The organism is Nitrosarchaeum sp., assembly GCF_025699065.1.
Lineage (GTDB): Archaea > Thermoproteota > Nitrososphaeria > Nitrososphaerales > Nitrosopumilaceae > Nitrosarchaeum.
Map to the genome: position 1 here is coordinate 194,455 of NZ_JAILWF010000002.1, position 14,633 is coordinate 209,087.

The 14,633-nt window shown below is 34.2% G+C and carries 16 protein-coding genes; 15 read left to right on the forward strand and 1 reads right to left on the reverse strand.

All coding sequences use genetic code 11. The features are described from left to right. Nucleotide 1: 1 nt before the first annotated feature. From K5782_RS03370 to K5782_RS03390, 5 genes are all read left to right on the forward strand, one after another. Entirely contained in the window at nt 2-1,159 is a 1,158-nt protein-coding gene (locus tag K5782_RS03370; protein WP_297464007.1) for an AAA family ATPase, read from the forward strand. 17 nt (nt 1,160-1,176) lie between these two features. Then, nucleotides 1,177-1,473, forward strand: coding sequence for a hypothetical protein (locus K5782_RS03375; RefSeq protein ID WP_297464009.1), 297 nt, complete (start codon nt 1,177-1,179; stop codon nt 1,471-1,473). 118 nt (nt 1,474-1,591) lie between these two features. After that, on the forward strand, nt 1,592-3,139 hold the full coding sequence (locus K5782_RS03380) for an acyl-CoA carboxylase subunit beta (RefSeq protein WP_297464010.1): 1,548 nt from the start codon (nt 1,592-1,594) through the stop codon (nt 3,137-3,139). 5 nt (nt 3,140-3,144) lie between these two features. After that, entirely contained in the window at nt 3,145-4,632 is a 1,488-nt protein-coding gene (locus K5782_RS03385) for a biotin carboxylase N-terminal domain-containing protein (RefSeq protein ID WP_297464011.1), read from the forward strand. A gap of 6 nt (nt 4,633-4,638) precedes the next feature. After that, the gene (locus K5782_RS03390) at nt 4,639-5,151 is read left to right on the forward strand and encodes an acetyl-CoA carboxylase biotin carboxyl carrier protein subunit (RefSeq protein ID WP_297464013.1); all 513 of its coding nucleotides are present in this window, start codon (nt 4,639-4,641) and stop codon (nt 5,149-5,151) included. Nucleotides 5,152-5,168: 17 nt separating this feature from the next. Here the strand turns inward: K5782_RS03390 and K5782_RS03395 are convergent, their stop codons facing one another. Continuing rightward, nucleotides 5,169-5,633, reverse strand: coding sequence for a peroxiredoxin (locus K5782_RS03395; protein ID WP_297464014.1), 465 nt, complete (start codon nt 5,631-5,633; stop codon nt 5,169-5,171). Nucleotides 5,634-5,744: 111 nt separating this feature from the next. On the opposite strand from K5782_RS03395, the gene K5782_RS03400 reads away from it, so the two are divergent. From K5782_RS03400 to K5782_RS03445, 10 genes are read left to right on the forward strand one after another with little or no spacing between them, the layout of a single operon-like run. After that, nucleotides 5,745-6,119, forward strand: a complete 375-nt coding sequence (locus K5782_RS03400; protein ID WP_007549634.1) for an NADH-quinone oxidoreductase subunit A — start codon at nt 5,745-5,747, stop codon at nt 6,117-6,119. A 40-nt stretch (nt 6,120-6,159) separates the two neighbouring features. Next, entirely contained in the window at nt 6,160-6,684 is a 525-nt protein-coding gene (gene nuoB / locus K5782_RS03405; RefSeq protein ID WP_007402311.1) for an NADH-quinone oxidoreductase subunit NuoB, read from the forward strand. Continuing rightward, the gene (locus K5782_RS03410) at nt 6,684-7,265 is read left to right on the forward strand and encodes an NADH-quinone oxidoreductase subunit C (RefSeq protein WP_297464016.1); all 582 of its coding nucleotides are present in this window, start codon (nt 6,684-6,686) and stop codon (nt 7,263-7,265) included. The genes nuoB and K5782_RS03410 overlap by 1 nt, the downstream gene beginning before the upstream one ends. A 2-nt stretch (nt 7,266-7,267) precedes the next feature. Next, on the forward strand, nt 7,268-8,404 hold the full coding sequence (locus K5782_RS03415; RefSeq protein ID WP_297464018.1) for an NADH-quinone oxidoreductase subunit D: 1,137 nt from the start codon (nt 7,268-7,270) through the stop codon (nt 8,402-8,404). Next, nucleotides 8,405-9,703: an NADH-quinone oxidoreductase subunit NuoH gene (gene nuoH, locus K5782_RS03420; RefSeq protein ID WP_179365806.1), complete on the forward strand. Its 1,299-nt coding sequence runs from the start codon at nt 8,405-8,407 to the stop codon at nt 9,701-9,703. Further along, complete coding sequence (locus K5782_RS03425) at nt 9,703-10,200, forward strand: NADH-quinone oxidoreductase subunit I (protein ID WP_007549640.1); 498 nt, start codon at nt 9,703-9,705, stop codon at nt 10,198-10,200. Before nuoH ends, K5782_RS03425 begins: the two co-directional genes overlap by 1 nt. Then, the gene (locus tag K5782_RS03430; protein ID WP_007549641.1) at nt 10,193-10,705 is read left to right on the forward strand and encodes an NADH-quinone oxidoreductase subunit J; all 513 of its coding nucleotides are present in this window, start codon (nt 10,193-10,195) and stop codon (nt 10,703-10,705) included. The genes K5782_RS03425 and K5782_RS03430 overlap by 8 nt, the downstream gene beginning before the upstream one ends. Further along, entirely contained in the window at nt 10,686-10,991 is a 306-nt protein-coding gene (gene nuoK / locus K5782_RS03435) for an NADH-quinone oxidoreductase subunit NuoK (protein WP_048109341.1), read from the forward strand. Before K5782_RS03430 ends, nuoK begins: the two co-directional genes overlap by 20 nt. Then, nucleotides 10,991-12,547, forward strand: a complete 1,557-nt coding sequence (locus tag K5782_RS03440; RefSeq protein ID WP_297464023.1) for an NADH-quinone oxidoreductase subunit M — start codon at nt 10,991-10,993, stop codon at nt 12,545-12,547. Before nuoK ends, K5782_RS03440 begins: the two co-directional genes overlap by 1 nt. Nucleotides 12,548-12,550: 3 nt before the next feature. Beyond that, nucleotides 12,551-14,629 (forward strand): NADH-quinone oxidoreductase subunit L, encoded by a 2,079-nt coding sequence (locus tag K5782_RS03445; RefSeq protein ID WP_297464024.1) that lies wholly within the window; start codon nt 12,551-12,553, stop codon nt 14,627-14,629. Nucleotides 14,630-14,633: the final 4 nt, after the last annotated feature.

Genomic DNA, 14,633 nt, shown 5'->3' on the forward strand with positions numbered 1-14,633 from the left:
GATGTGGTCTGAAAAATATAGACCTCAGAATATTTCTGATATGATTGGTAATGAAGAATCAAGATCTTCTATAATTGAGTGGTTCACTAAATGGAAAAAAGGCACAAAACCCCTTTTGCTAGTTGGTCCTCCCGGAATTGGCAAGACAACTATTGCATATCTTACAGCAAAACAATTTCAATATGATATGGTTGGATTGAATGCAAGTGATGTAAGAAGTAAATCTAGGATTAACGAAATACTTTCACCTATACTTGGCAATGTCAGCATATTGGGCTTACCTATGATCTTCATTGATGAAGTTGATGGTATTCATGGACGAGGTGATTATGGTGGAGCAGAAGCATTAATTGATATTTTAAAGGAACCCACTGTACCTATAGTATTAGCTGCAAATTCTGATACCTCTGATAAAATGAAAAGTATCAAAAAAGTTGTTAAGACTATATCTTTCAAACCCATTCCTCCACGTCTTTTGAAAATTTACCTTGAAAATATTTTAAAAAAAGAAAATGTAACTCTTAGTCCTGGTTCTATAATAAAAGTAATTGATAGATCCAGAGGTGATGTTCGTTCTATGATTAATTTAACACAGTCTCTAGTAACTGGGTTTAATCCTCAAACTGAAAAATCATTTGAAAGTATTAATGTCGAAGATGGAATTAATGCGTTTTTTAAAGCAAATTCATTTGATGAAGCTAGAGGCGTTTTGTATTCTATGCAAATTGATCCGAGATTAAAAATAGATGCATTTTACTCAAGTATTGTTACAAGTAATTTAGATAATCAAACACTTGCAAAACTATTAGAAATTATTTCTGAAGCTGATATGCTTTATGGAAAAATTATGAAAACTCAAAATTGGAGATTATTACGTTATTTAAATGAAATTTTGATTCGATTATATCTAAATGATGAACGAATTAGATATTCGCAATACAATCTTTCATGGCCCCTTCTAAATCGGATTAGATGGGATGGAAAAAAAATTAAGTCTTTATCTTCTGTCATGGCAAAAACATTACATCTTTCTTCTAGTGCTTTTGTTACAATGTGTTTACCATACGTATTATTTTGTATAAAAAATAAAAAACTAAGTTTAGACTTAGAAGAAACTTTTGGTGATGTAATAGAAAAGGAGATTGAATTAATCAAATGAGTTGGAGAAAAATACCTATGAAATTTCCTGGTACATGTGTTGTCTGTAACGAAAAAATTGAAGTAAATGAAATTGGATTATGGGCAAAAGGACTAGGTGTAAAACATGAAAAGTGTGCTCAAATTAATGAACTAAAATGTATTGTTTGTAACGGTTCTGCTGGTTGTGCACAATGTGAATTCCAAGATATTTGTGATATTCAAAAGGTATCACAGCTATGTATTTGCAAAAAATGTAGTGAAGAGAAAAATTCTTTCGATTCTTATCAAAAATCTGTAAAAAAGAATTTTTTACTCTTAAATCTGAATTTATAAATTGAATTTAGTTTAAAATCCACCGATCTGATATTCTCTTACAAATACTAGATGTCAGATATAAAACCAAAAAATAAAACTAAATTAATATAGTAAGATTTCTTTTCATCTATATTAGATGCACTTTGAAAAAATCGATGAATATTCTAAGATAAATAAAATATCGTTACAAGGTGGAGGACAGGATAAAATCAAAGATCAACATGATAAGGGAAAATTAACCGCCAGAGATAGAATTGATCTCTTATTAGACGTAGGTACTTTTACTGAGATTGATCCTCTCGTAACTCATCATTATTATGAATATGACATGCAAAACAAAAAATTCTTCACCGATGGGGTTGTTGGCGGTTATGGAACAGTAAACGGTAGACAGATCTTTGTCTTTGCTTATGATTTCACTGTACTTGGTGGCACATTAAGTCAAATGGGAGCTAAAAAAATTACCAAATTAATGGATCATGCAACCACCACTGGTTGTCCAATAATTGGCATAATGGATTCAGGAGGAGCAAGAATTCAAGAAGGTATTATGAGTCTTGATGGATTTGCTGATATTTTTTATCATAATCAATTAGCTTCTGGAGTTATTCCACAAATTACTGCAAGTATTGGTCCCTCTGCAGGTGGTTCTGTTTATTCTCCAGCAATGACTGATTTTGTTATTATGGTTGACAAAGTAGGAACAATGTTTGTTACTGGACCTGATGTGGTAAAGACTGTCCTTGGTGAAGAAATCTCATTTGATGATTTAGGTGGTGCAATGACACATGGAGTAAAAAGTGGGGTAGCTCATTTTGTTGCAAAGAATGAATATGAATGCATGGATTATATAAAAAAATTAATCTCATATCTGCCCCAAAATAATACTGAAGAACCACCAAAAATAAAAACTGATGATGATCCAAATAGACTTGATCATAATTTAATCAATATCATTCCTGATAATCCCTTACAACCCTACGATATGAAAGAAATCATTAACTCTGTTGTTGACAATCACGAATTTTTTGAAATTCATGAATTATTTGCACCAAATGTTGTTGTTGGTTATGGTAGACTAAACGGTAAAGTTGTTGGTATTGTTGCTAATCAACCAATGCATCTTGCAGGAGCACTTGATATTGATTCATCAAACAAAGCAGCTAGATTCATTCGATTTTGTGATGCGTTCAATATTCCAATAATCACATTTGTTGATACCCCCGGTTATATGCCAGGTTCTAATCAAGAGCATAATGGTATCATTAGACATGGTAGTAAACTTCTTTATGCTTATTGTGAGGCCACAGTTCCGAGAATCACTCTTGTAATTGGAAAAGCATATGGCGGTGCCTACATAGCTATGGGAAGTAAAAATCTAAGAACTGATGTGAATTATGCATGGCCAACTGCACGATGCGCAGTCTTGGGAGGTGAAGCAGCTGTTAAAATTATGTATAGAAAAGAACTATCGAGTGCTAAAGATCCTGAATCACTTAAAAAACAACTAATCAGCGAATTCTCAGAAAAATTTGAAAATCCATATGTTGCTGCATCACATGGTACAATTGATAATGTAATTGATCCAGCTGAAACTCGTCCAATGTTGATCAAAGCATTAGAAATGCTTGCAAATAAAAGAGCAAAACATCTTCCAAGAAAACATGGAAATATCAATTTGTGATTAATATGATTGAAAAAGTTCTGATCGCAAATAGAGGAGAAATCGCTTTACGTGTAATCAAGACATGTAAAGCACTTGGAATCAAAACTGTTGCGGTATATTCTGATGAGGATTACAATTCTTTACATGTTAAGCAAGCTACAGAAGCATATCATATTGGTGAAGCTGCACCATCAAAATCTTATCTGAATCAGGAAAAAATTATTGAAACAATTTTATCTTCTGGAGCGGATGCAATACATCCTGGCTATGGTTTTCTTTCGGAAAATTCTGATTTTGCAAGTAAATGTGAAAAAAATAAAATTAATTTTATTGGACCATCTGCTGTATCCATGGATCTCTGTGGTGATAAGATGCAATGTAAAGCAGCTATGCTAAAGGCAAAAGTTCCAACTGTTCCAGGAAGTCCTGGTCTTGTGAAAGATGTTGAAGAAGCATTAAAAATTGCAAATGATATTTCATATCCCGTATTACTAAAATCTGTTTTTGGAGGTGGCGGTCGTGGAATTAGATTAGTAAATAATGATAAAGAATTACGTGAAGGTTTTGAAACAGTTACTAGTGAATCTATCTCTGCAGTAGGAAAATCTGCAATCATTGTTGAAAAATTTCTGCAAAAAACCAGACATATTGAATATCAAATGGCAAGAGACAAACATGGTAATGCAGTTCATATATTTGAAAGAGAATGTTCAATTCAAAGACGTAATCAAAAACTTATTGAACAAACACCTTCTCCTGTCGTTGATCAAAAAACAAGAGATAGAATTGGTGAGTTAGTAGTTAAAGCATCTGAAGCAGTTGACTACACTAACTTAGGTACAGCAGAATTTTTACGAGCTGATAATGGAGAGTTTTATTTTATAGAAATTAATGCTAGATTGCAAGTTGAGCATCCTATTTCTGAATTAGTTTCTGGATTAGATTTTGTTAAGCTTCAAATAGATATTGCTAATGGTGAACCACTTCCATTCAAACAAAAAGATCTTAAAATGAATGGATATGCTATTGAATGTAGAATAAATGCTGAAGATACATTTTTAGATTTTGCTCCTTCTACGGGACCAGTTCCAGACGTCATTATTCCATCTGGTCCAAGTGTTAGGTGTGATACTTATCTTTATCCTGGATGTACAGTTTCTCCATTTTATGATTCTTTGATGGCTAAACTTTGTACATGGGGTCAAACATTTGAAGAGTCACGCACACGTATGCTTAACGCATTAAATGACTTTTACATTCAAGGTGTTGAAACATCAATTCCACTTTACAAAACAATTCTCAATACTGATGAATATAAAAGTGGAAATCTCTCCACTGACTTTTTAAATCGTTATAAAATCATTGATAGATTAAAAGAAGATTTGAAAAATGAAAAAATTGAAAAAAGTGATGCTGCGTTGGCAGCTGCTATAGTTTATTCTGAATATTATAAAAGTAGAGTAGAGAGTTCTACTAACAATAATTCTAATTGGAAAAATAAATTGAGTTGACACTAAATGGATTATAAAATAAAAGATATCGAAAAAACATTTGACGGAGAAATTATTGAGAACCTAGGTAATAATGAATATGTGATCAAAATTAATGATAATAAACATCAAATAAAAATTCTAAAAATGGATTCCAAAGGAATTGAATTTGTATTAGATCAAAAATACCACAGAGCAAAATATCTTGAGAATTCAACAAATGAAATGAATCTCATTATTGACAATGTACCACTTACGATTAACATGCACACTGATCTTGATAAAATTGTATACAAACATTCGGGAGGAAGCGGTGCTTCTGATTCTCAATTGACATTGAAGAGTCAAATTCCTGGAAAGGTTGTTTCTATTGCTGTTCAAGAAGGTGATTCAGTAAAGCAGGGAGATGTAATTTGTACATTAGAATCTATGAAAATGCAAGTTGCTATAAAATCTCACAAAAACGGTTCAATCAAATCCATTAAAGTCAAAATTGGTGGAACTGTAGCTAAAAATGATATTGTCGCAGAAATAGAATAAAAAAGAAATTTTCTAATTTAATTTAGGAATTTTTTTATTTCGTCGTAATTGGGTTCTTTTAACGGATCTTCTGATACCCATTTGTATCCAATTTTTCCATCTTCCATTATTATGAATACTGAACGCTTTGCCGCATTGTAGTCTTTGATGTGTAGCAGATGTGGCATTAAAACATCATAATCCCGAATTGTTTTACTGTTATAGTCGGCCAATAATGGAAAATTAAAGTTATTTTTTTGGACAAATGCTTTATTTGCAAATGGGCCATCGTTACTTATTGCAACTATCTGAGCTCCTAGATTTGAAATTTCACTCCATGAATCTCTAAAGTTACACAATTCATTTTCACAAACAGGAGAACTCGCTGCAACAATAAATGTAAGAACGATCTTTTTCCCTTTAAATTCATCAAGAGTCCTCATTTTCAGATCTGTGTCTGGAAGTTCGAATTTAGGAGCAATATCTCCAACATTCAATGCCATGATCGCATTAATTGGTTATCCTATTTAGTACTTTACTCAAAAATTCATTTCTAAAATTTAAATTAAAAAAGTGCATACCTTTTTATACAAAAACTTGGGTTCAAAGCTAAATTGGTCGGGGAATTAGCTGGCAATTATAGTACTATAGTATTGATGTTTGGATTTGCTGTAGTTGCTATGGCACCTGCGCTTGTAATTTCTAGAATGATTTCTCCAAGAAAAAGAAGTAACCCAGTTAAATTTTTGCCAATGGAATGTGGACAAGTTCCATCAGGTGAAGGAAGAACTCATTTTATGATGCAGTATTATGCTTACATTTTGATGTTTGTTGTTTTTGATGTTATGGCGATTTTCTTATATGCATGGGGAAGTTCACTTTTAGACTTGCCAAAATCTGCTACTTTGCCAATCATTGGTTTCTTAGGAATTATGTTTGCAGCAATGGCATTTGCATTACATCAGTCAGGGAGACGAGACATATGGTAGTTTTTTATACAAATCAAAATTACGGTAATGGAGGATTAAATTGATAAAAGATCTAATTACACCACAAAATGCAAATGTCTTTGTTGGTAAACTAGGAGATATTTTAGAAAAAGCAATTGATAAACCATTAGGCTATGCAATCAATTGGGGACGAATTTGGTCACTTTGGCCTGTCCATATTGAAACAGCATGTTGTAGTGTAGAATTTGGAGCTGCGTCAAGTCCAAGATATGATGTTGAAAGATTTGGTATTATTGAAGCATTTGGTTCTCTTAGACAATGTGATCTAATTGTAGTTCAAGGAACTATAACAAGAAAAATGGCACCACGATTAAGATTAGTTTATGATCAAATGCCAGAACCAAAATATGTTATTGCAATGGGTGCATGTGCAATTACTGGTGGTTTGTATTTTGATTCATACAATGTGCTTCCAGGTATTGATGGTGTTTTACCAGTAGATGTTTATGTTCCAGGTTGTCCGCCTAGACCTGAAACTCTTATTCAAGGATGTATGCTGTTACAAGAAAAAATTAAGAGAATGAAGGCCAGGAAGTATGTATAATGAGTTCTGATTCTGAAAATGAACAAATTGAAACTACATCTGATGTAGAACCTGCATCTAAAGCAACTCCGGCTAAAGAAATTGAACTACCAAAATTTGAAAAAGGTATTGCAGATAAAATTACTGAAAAATTTGGTTCTAAAACTAAAGTAGCCTTTGTAAAACCTGATAGAGTTAGAATTGATGTTGGTAGAGATGATATCAAAGAAGTGGCAGAATTTTTAAGAGATGTTCTTAACTTTGATCATGCTGAATCTGTTTCTGGTGTAGATTATCCTCAAGATAAAGAAATTGAGGTAGTATATCATTTAGGTTCCTATACTGATCCTTCTCTTTCAAGACAAATTCTTATATTGACAACTAGAGCACAAAGAGAAGAAAATCCAATTCCTGGAAATGATTCAACAAAACTTCCTAGTCTTAGAGAAATATTTTACAGTGTAGAATTTCATGAGCGAGAGATTTTTGAAATGTTTGGAGTTTACTTTCAAGGTCATCCCGATAATAGACGATTACTCTTACCAGAAGATTGGGCAGATTTACCACCTCTAAGAAAGGACTTTGCAATTAAAGGAAGATAGACATGAATCCAGAATTACCGCCAGGACTTGCACTCCAAAAAGTTGACGAGAGAATCATGACTCTAAATGTTGGACCACAACACCCAGGTTCTGGTCACATGAGAATTATTGTGCAAATAGATGGTGACTTTATTGTTGCATGTGATCCCGATCCAGGATATGTTCATCGCGGTGAAGAAAAGATGGCTGAATATAGAAATTATATCACAAATATTCCTCATTTAGAAAGACCCGTAATTCATGATTCGTGTAATGTATTATATCCATATGTTTTAGGAGTTGAAGAAATATTAGGTATTGAAGTACCAGAACGAGCTAAATATGTTCGAGTAATTGCATCCGAGCTTAATCGTTGTATCTATACAATGTACTGGCTTGCAATCTATGGCATTTTCTTAGGACATTCTACAATGTTTATGTGGCCTGCTGGTGATCGTGAACTCTTAATTGATCTAATGGAAAAAATGACTGGTGCACGTGTTACACATGCACATTTTGTACCTGGAGGAGTTAGAAATGATTTACCACCAAACTTTGAAGATGTTTGTTTACGTCAGGTAAACTATTTTGAAAAACGTATCAAAGAGTATGCGGCAATATTTTATGACAATCCAATTTTAATTGCAAGAACAAAAGACACTGGTATTTTATCAAGGCAGGATGCAATTAGACTTGGAACAACTGGTTCAGTACTTCGTGCAAGCGGTGTTGATTATGATCTTAGAAAGAAAGAACCATACGATGTCTATGAAGAATTGGATGTTCATACTAATGTTATGAAAGAAGGGGATTCTTATGCAAGATCTAGAGTCCCATGGCTTGATATGTTGGAAAGTTGTGCAATAATTCGGCAAGCATTACAAAAAATGCCAAAATCCGGTTCTGTTAGAGTTAAACTAAAACCAAATCCAAAAGGTAAGGGACTTGATTCCGTATACAAACGTGTAGAGTCTGGTAGAGGTTCTTTGGGATGCTATATTGTATCCGATGCAAAACCCGAACCTTATCGTGTAAAGATGAGTGTTGGTTCATTTAGAAATTTAATTGCATTACCATATCTTCTCAAAGGCGAAAAACTTGGCAACATGCCCTCTGTTTATTGGAGTCTTAATTATTGGCCTGTGGAGGCAGATCGATAAATGTCTGTTATTGCACCAAATTTCAAGTTTAGCGAATTTGTAAAATCTATTTTAGATAATCTATTTTGGATATTACTTATTTTTACATTAGTTGGAATTCCCGCAGTACAGATTGTCTTATTCTATATTGAAATGCCAGTTATCGATGGTGAATTACTTACACCATTTCTTGCATTAACATGGTTGGCAGATCCGTCCAGAACACTTCCAATTCTAAAAGCATTTATGAATACTGATTTGTTTAGAATTGCAGCATTTCCAGGATTTGGTTTTGCAGCATTAATTGCAGCTGGGACTATCTTCATAGAAAGAAAAATGCTGGCAAAATTACAACTACGTGTTGGTCCATTTTATTGTGGTAAAGTTGAAGGAATTTTACAATTAATGGGAGATGGACTTAAACTAATATCAAAAGAAATTATTATTCCAGCAAAAGCAGATAAACCAATTTTCTGGGCTGCGCCTGTGATATTTGTTGCAACTGCAGCTGCGTTTGTTGCATTAATTCCAGTTGCACCAGGTTGGGTAGTTGCAGATGTTGATGTTGGATTATTAGCTGTATTTGCAATCATTGGATTCTTTCCAATTATTACTATTCTATCTGCATGGTCTTCAAATAGTAAATTTCCATTCATTGGTGGAATAAGAGCATTACATCAAATGGTGTCATTTGAAATTCCATTGATTCTCTCTTTATTGGGCGTAGTAATTCTTACTGGAACTCTAAATCTTTCTGAAATAGTTGAGAGTCAGACTAATTTCCCATGGATTATTTTCTTACCAATAGGAGCAATTATTTTCTTTATTACAATATTAGCTGAATTAGAAAGAATTCCTTTTGATTTACCTGAAGCTGAAAGTGAAATTGTTGCTGGTTGGTTAACTGAATTTTCTGGAATGATCTATGGTCTTGTTCAATTAGGAACCTATCTGAAACTTTATGCATTTGCAGCTTTGTTTGTTGTTTTGTTTCTTGGTGGATGGACTGGACCAATGATATGGCCTCCATTTCCTGAAGAAATTATTACTGATGGAATAGTGATGGGTCCAATCACTGCTAAAATTCCTGGATTGCCAGTATTTTCTCAGGAGATGCTTAATGGTGTTGTATGGTTTGTAATTAAAACAGTAGGGGTGATATTTTTCATTCTATTGCCACGAGGAGTTTTCCCACGAATTAGAATTGATATGTTATTGAGTCTAGGTTGGTACAAACTAATTGGATTAGCATTCGTTAACATCTTTATAGCACTCGGATTGTTGTACGCTGGAGTCTTGGGACCTGGAGGAATATTGTAATGAATACTGCAACTGGAATTATCAAGGCATTAAATTCAGGAATTAAGCATTTAGCCATTAAACGATTTACATTACGATATCCTGAAGAGAAACTAAAATTTGTTGGAGATGGTTATCAATTTGATCCATCAACAGGTGTTGGAATTGCTGGCTATAAAGGACGTCATATGTTATTTCATGATCATTGTACTGGTTGTCAATTATGTTCCATTGCATGTGAAGGTGTAGCCGAAGCAATCGCGATGGTAAAAGTTCCAGAAGAACACAAACAAAATAAAAAAGCTATCATGCCACAAATTGATTATGGTAAATGTGTATTTTGTGGGTTATGTGTTGATGCATGTCCATTTTATGCATTGTATATGACAAATGATTATGAGCTTTCTTCGTTTAGTAAAGAAGGTTTGATTTACACACCTGCTCAACTTCAAGTAAAACCATATGTTTCTCAAGATTCATCAATACAAATTACTGATAGAGGTGCAACTCATGGCTGATGCTGTATTTCTTGCATTATCTGTAATTACAATCGGTTCTGCAATTGCTGCATTAGAAATGAGATCTTTAATTTACGGGTCAATTGCATTAATGGGAACACTTGGTGGAATTGCTGGGTTCTTTTTACTTTTAGATTCGCCTTTTGTTGCAATGTTTCAATTAGCAGTTTATGTAGGTTCAATTGCTGTTCTAATTTTATTTACTGTGATGTTGGTAAAAAGAGAATTAATCTTTAAGAAAATAGAGGATAAAAGAAGAAAATTTGCTGGTATTGCATTGATGTTAATTTTCATGGTTGCACTAGGTTCTGTCATAATGGATTCAGGTATCAAATCAATAACTACTGATGAACCTGCAGTTGATTTTAGAAATATTGGTGCGGACTTTTTAACATATTATTGGCCAGCTTTAATTTTAATGGGATTAATATTAGCTGGTTCAGTTACTGGTGCACTAGTTTTAGCAAGAAGAGAGGATATTCAAAATGAGCAACGAACTGATTGATTTTGTTTTAGTATCTATTGCCTTATTGGGCATTGGAATTTACGGATTATCTGTAAAGAGAAATGCAATCAGAATGTTATTTGCAGTTGAAATAATTATCAATGCTGCAAATCTTAACTTGGTAGCATTTGGACGATTCTTACCTCATAGTGGCGGTCAAACATTAGCTTTATTTTCAATTGCAATTGCTGCTGCCGAAGTTGCTGTAGGACTTTCATTAATTATTGTTGCATATCGTATGTACCAGAATATTGACATTGCAGACTTTAGGAGTTTGAAAGGATAATGGAATATGCACTTTTACAGGCAGTTTTCTTGCCATTATTATTATCTCCTGTAGCCTATATTATTGGAAGAAAACTTGGTCCTACTCCTGCAATGTGGTTTACATTTGGACTTCTGCTTTACACAACTGTATTAGTAATTTTAGCCGCACTAAGTGGTACTACGGAAGAACATTATCCATGGACAGAACAATTTGGTGAATTTGGTTTCTTGTTGGATGGTTTAGCATCCCCATTTGCTATTATAATTTATGTACTTAGTACGATCTTGGCACTTTACTCAAAACCATACATGATTCATAGATTTCATGAACAGTATGAGGAAGAGCAACATGAAATCACATCAACAACTAGTGGACATTCTGAAATAGTTGAATCCTCTTCTCTTTCAAACTATGTTAATGCAAAATCAGGACTTTACTTTGCACTTTATCTTGTTTTTGCAATGGGAATGCTTGGAACTGTTCTTGCTACAAATCTAATTGAATTTTATGTGTTCTTTGAGATTATGCTGATTCCTGGTTTCTTTTTGGTTGCTCTTTGGGGTGCAGGTCCTAGAAGAAAAATCGGGTTAATGTTCTTATTTTGGACACATGCCGGTGCTGTTGTTCTATTATTGGGATTTTTAATGATTGGTCTCACTATCGGAAGTTTTGATTTTGCAGATATTGATGAATCAAAAATTCCACATGATATTTTGATGCTTTCAGCTATTGCTATTTCAATTGGTCTTGGAGTCAAATTAGCAGTATTCATGTTCCATATTTGGCTCCCTTGGGTCCACGGTTCTGCACCAACTCCAATTAGTGCATTATTGTCACCTGCTATGATTGGTATTGGTGCTTATGGTATATTCAGATTGATTGTAGAATTTTTACCAAATACATTTGCTGAACTTTCGATTTGGTTTCACATATGGGGACTTGTTACAATGATTTACGGTGGTGCAATGGCTTTAATGCAAGACGATATCAAACGACTACTTGCATATTCTAGTATAAGTCAAATGGGTTACATTCTATTTGGAATAGGTTCAATGTCAGTACTTGGATTATCTGGTGCTGAAATGATGTATGTTACACATGCACTTGGTAAAGGAATTCTCTTCATGATGGCTGGAATAATAATTGTTAAAGTTGGCACAAGAAATATTTCTCAACTAGGTGGTCTAGCTGGAAAGATGCCAATTACTGCTGTATGTGCAATGATTGGTGCATTGACTATCATGGGGGTTCCTCCAACTAGCGGCTTTATGGGTGAATGGACCTTATTTTTTGGAGCATTAGAAACTGCGATTGAAGAAGGATCAACTGTCCGAGCAGTTACATTTGGTTTGGGTTTAGTTGCAACTGCTTTAACAATGTCATACATGCTTTGGATGCTTAAACGTGTATTCTTTGGAAAACTTCCAGAACATCTTGAGAAAGTAAAAGAAGGAAGTTGGTATATGACTGCACCAATGATGGTACTTGCAGGTTTTACTATTGTTCTAGGAATTTATCCGGACATATTCTTTAATCAAATAATTCCGTACATGAATGGAGTATTGGGGGTTTAGTATATGGCTACTGAAGCATTAGGTTTACCATTTGAAGTAGGTGCATCAAGTGCATGGTTGATTTGGATTCTGCCTTTCATTGCAGCTCTAATCATGCCGGGAGTTGGAAAAATATCCAAACGTTCAACTGGTTATGTTGCAGTAGGTTTTGCTTTGATGAGTGCTCTTTCAGCCGCATCCCTATTGCCAATGGCATTAGAAGCACATGAAGTTCATGATCAAATTTCTTGGATTAGTTCAATTGGTTTGAAAGCTGGCGTATTAGCTGATCCTCTTTCAGTAATTATGGCAAATGTAGTTGCATGGATTTCATTCCTCATTATGATTTACAGTACAGGATACATGAAAGGTGATAAATCGATTACAAGATTTTGGTTCTGGATGATGTTCTTTATTGGTTCAATGCAATTAATTGTATTATCTGATAATTTACTACAAGTCTTCTTTGGTTGGGAAGGTGTAGGACTTGCATCATATGCGTTGATCAGCTTTTGGTATCGTGATAAGAAGAAAGATCATGTAGGAACTGAAGGACGAACTGTTCTTGGACTCTTAGATTATTATTCTCCAACTCATGCTGGAATGAAAGCTTTCATCATGACCAAAGTTGGTGACGTGATGATGATTGCTGGTATGCTTTTGATATTCTTGTTTGCTGGAACATTTGGATTTAGAGAATTAATGCATGATACAGCTTGGGCAACATCAATGTCTGCACAAGGTCTCTTAATTCCTGCGTTTGTATTGTTATTTGGTGGTGCAATTGGTAAATCTGCACAGTTCCCACTTAACGAATGGTTGTTAGAAGCAATGACTGGTCCAACCGCAGTTTCAGCTTTGATTCATGCTGCAACTATGGTAAAAGCAGGTGTTTTCTTAGTGATGAGATTGGCACCACTAGTTTTCGCTTTAAGTGCTGCAGGAATTTTGGCAGATCAATTCTTTGAAATAATTCTCTTAGTTGGTGCAACAACTGCACTTCTCTTAGGACTTCAGGGAATGGTTAATTCTGAAATTAAAAAAGTACTTGCATATTCTACCGGTTCTCAAATTGGTTACATGATGATGGTGCTGGGAATCGCTGGATTATCAGAACAATTTGTTAATGGATTTACTGCAGGTTTCTTCCATCTAATTTCTCATGCAATGTTTAAGGCATCATTATTCATGGCTGCAGGATCATTGTTACATGTCGTAGGTTCAAGATTCATGACAGATATGGGCGGATTACGAAAACACATGAAAAAGACTTATGCGTTTATGTGGGCTGCTGGTCTTGGATTAATGGGTGCACCATTTATCACAACTGGTTTCTGGAGTAAAGATTCTATTTTTGGTGCTGTTTATACATCAGGACATGAATGGGCAATGCCGATATTTACAATTGCCGTACTTACAGCAATAATCACTGCATTTTACACAACTAGAATGTTGGGATTAGTATTCTATGGTTCAAAGAGTAAACATATTCAAAAAATGGAAGAAGAAGGACATCACATTCATGAAGCTTCATTATCTATGTGGATGCCATATGGAATTCTAGCTGTACTTACAATTGCTATAGGCATAATCGGTTTGTCATTTGAAGTAGGATTACATGAATTATTTACTGAATATCTTGAAGAATCATTTGGAATTCATTCTATACATCATGAAATTGAAAACTCTATACTACCCGGATTCCTAGACGGAATTAATCCTGTTGCATTAGCAGCATCACTAGCTGCATTTGGAATCGGAACTGGATTAGGATATGTGTTTTATATTGGTAGGTGGGTTGATCCAGTTAAATTTGTAAATTCAAATATTTTCTTTTATGCTATTCATAAAGTTATTTTGAATCGATTTTACCTTAATGCAATTATTTACTGGTGCTTTGTAGTGGCTCCACTATGGCTTTCAAGAGGAGTATTCAGATATTTTGAAAAGACTGCTATCGATTATGGAATGAATAGTGGATTCCAAAAAGCAGTTGGTTGGAGTGCTAAAGTAGTTCAAGGAACTCAAACCGGAGTAGCGCAATCATATCTATTTGTATTTGGAGCTGGATTACTATTTGTAGTCTTGATATTGTTGATATAGAGGT

Coding starts and splice junctions, on each gene's coding strand:
- K5782_RS03370 (WP_297464007.1), top strand. CDS start 2: ATGTGGTCTGAAAAATATAGACCTCAGAATATTTCTGATATGATTGGT.
- K5782_RS03375 (WP_297464009.1), top strand. CDS start 1,177: ATGAAATTTCCTGGTACATGTGTTGTCTGTAACGAAAAAATTGAAGTA.
- K5782_RS03380 (WP_297464010.1), top strand. CDS start 1,592: ATGCACTTTGAAAAAATCGATGAATATTCTAAGATAAATAAAATATCG.
- K5782_RS03385 (WP_297464011.1), top strand. CDS start 3,145: ATGATTGAAAAAGTTCTGATCGCAAATAGAGGAGAAATCGCTTTACGT.
- K5782_RS03390 (WP_297464013.1), top strand. CDS start 4,639: ATGGATTATAAAATAAAAGATATCGAAAAAACATTTGACGGAGAAATT.
- K5782_RS03395 (WP_297464014.1), bottom strand. CDS start 5,633: ATGGCATTGAATGTTGGAGATATTGCTCCTAAATTCGAACTTCCAGAC.
- K5782_RS03410 (WP_297464016.1), top strand. CDS start 6,684: ATGAGTTCTGATTCTGAAAATGAACAAATTGAAACTACATCTGATGTA.
- K5782_RS03415 (WP_297464018.1), top strand. CDS start 7,268: ATGAATCCAGAATTACCGCCAGGACTTGCACTCCAAAAAGTTGACGAG.
- nuoH (WP_179365806.1), top strand. CDS start 8,405: ATGTCTGTTATTGCACCAAATTTCAAGTTTAGCGAATTTGTAAAATCT.
- K5782_RS03425 (WP_007549640.1), top strand. CDS start 9,703: ATGAATACTGCAACTGGAATTATCAAGGCATTAAATTCAGGAATTAAG.
- K5782_RS03430 (WP_007549641.1), top strand. CDS start 10,193: ATGGCTGATGCTGTATTTCTTGCATTATCTGTAATTACAATCGGTTCT.
- nuoK (WP_048109341.1), top strand. CDS start 10,686: ATGAGCAACGAACTGATTGATTTTGTTTTAGTATCTATTGCCTTATTG.
- K5782_RS03440 (WP_297464023.1), top strand. CDS start 10,991: ATGGAATATGCACTTTTACAGGCAGTTTTCTTGCCATTATTATTATCT.
- K5782_RS03445 (WP_297464024.1), top strand. CDS start 12,551: ATGGCTACTGAAGCATTAGGTTTACCATTTGAAGTAGGTGCATCAAGT.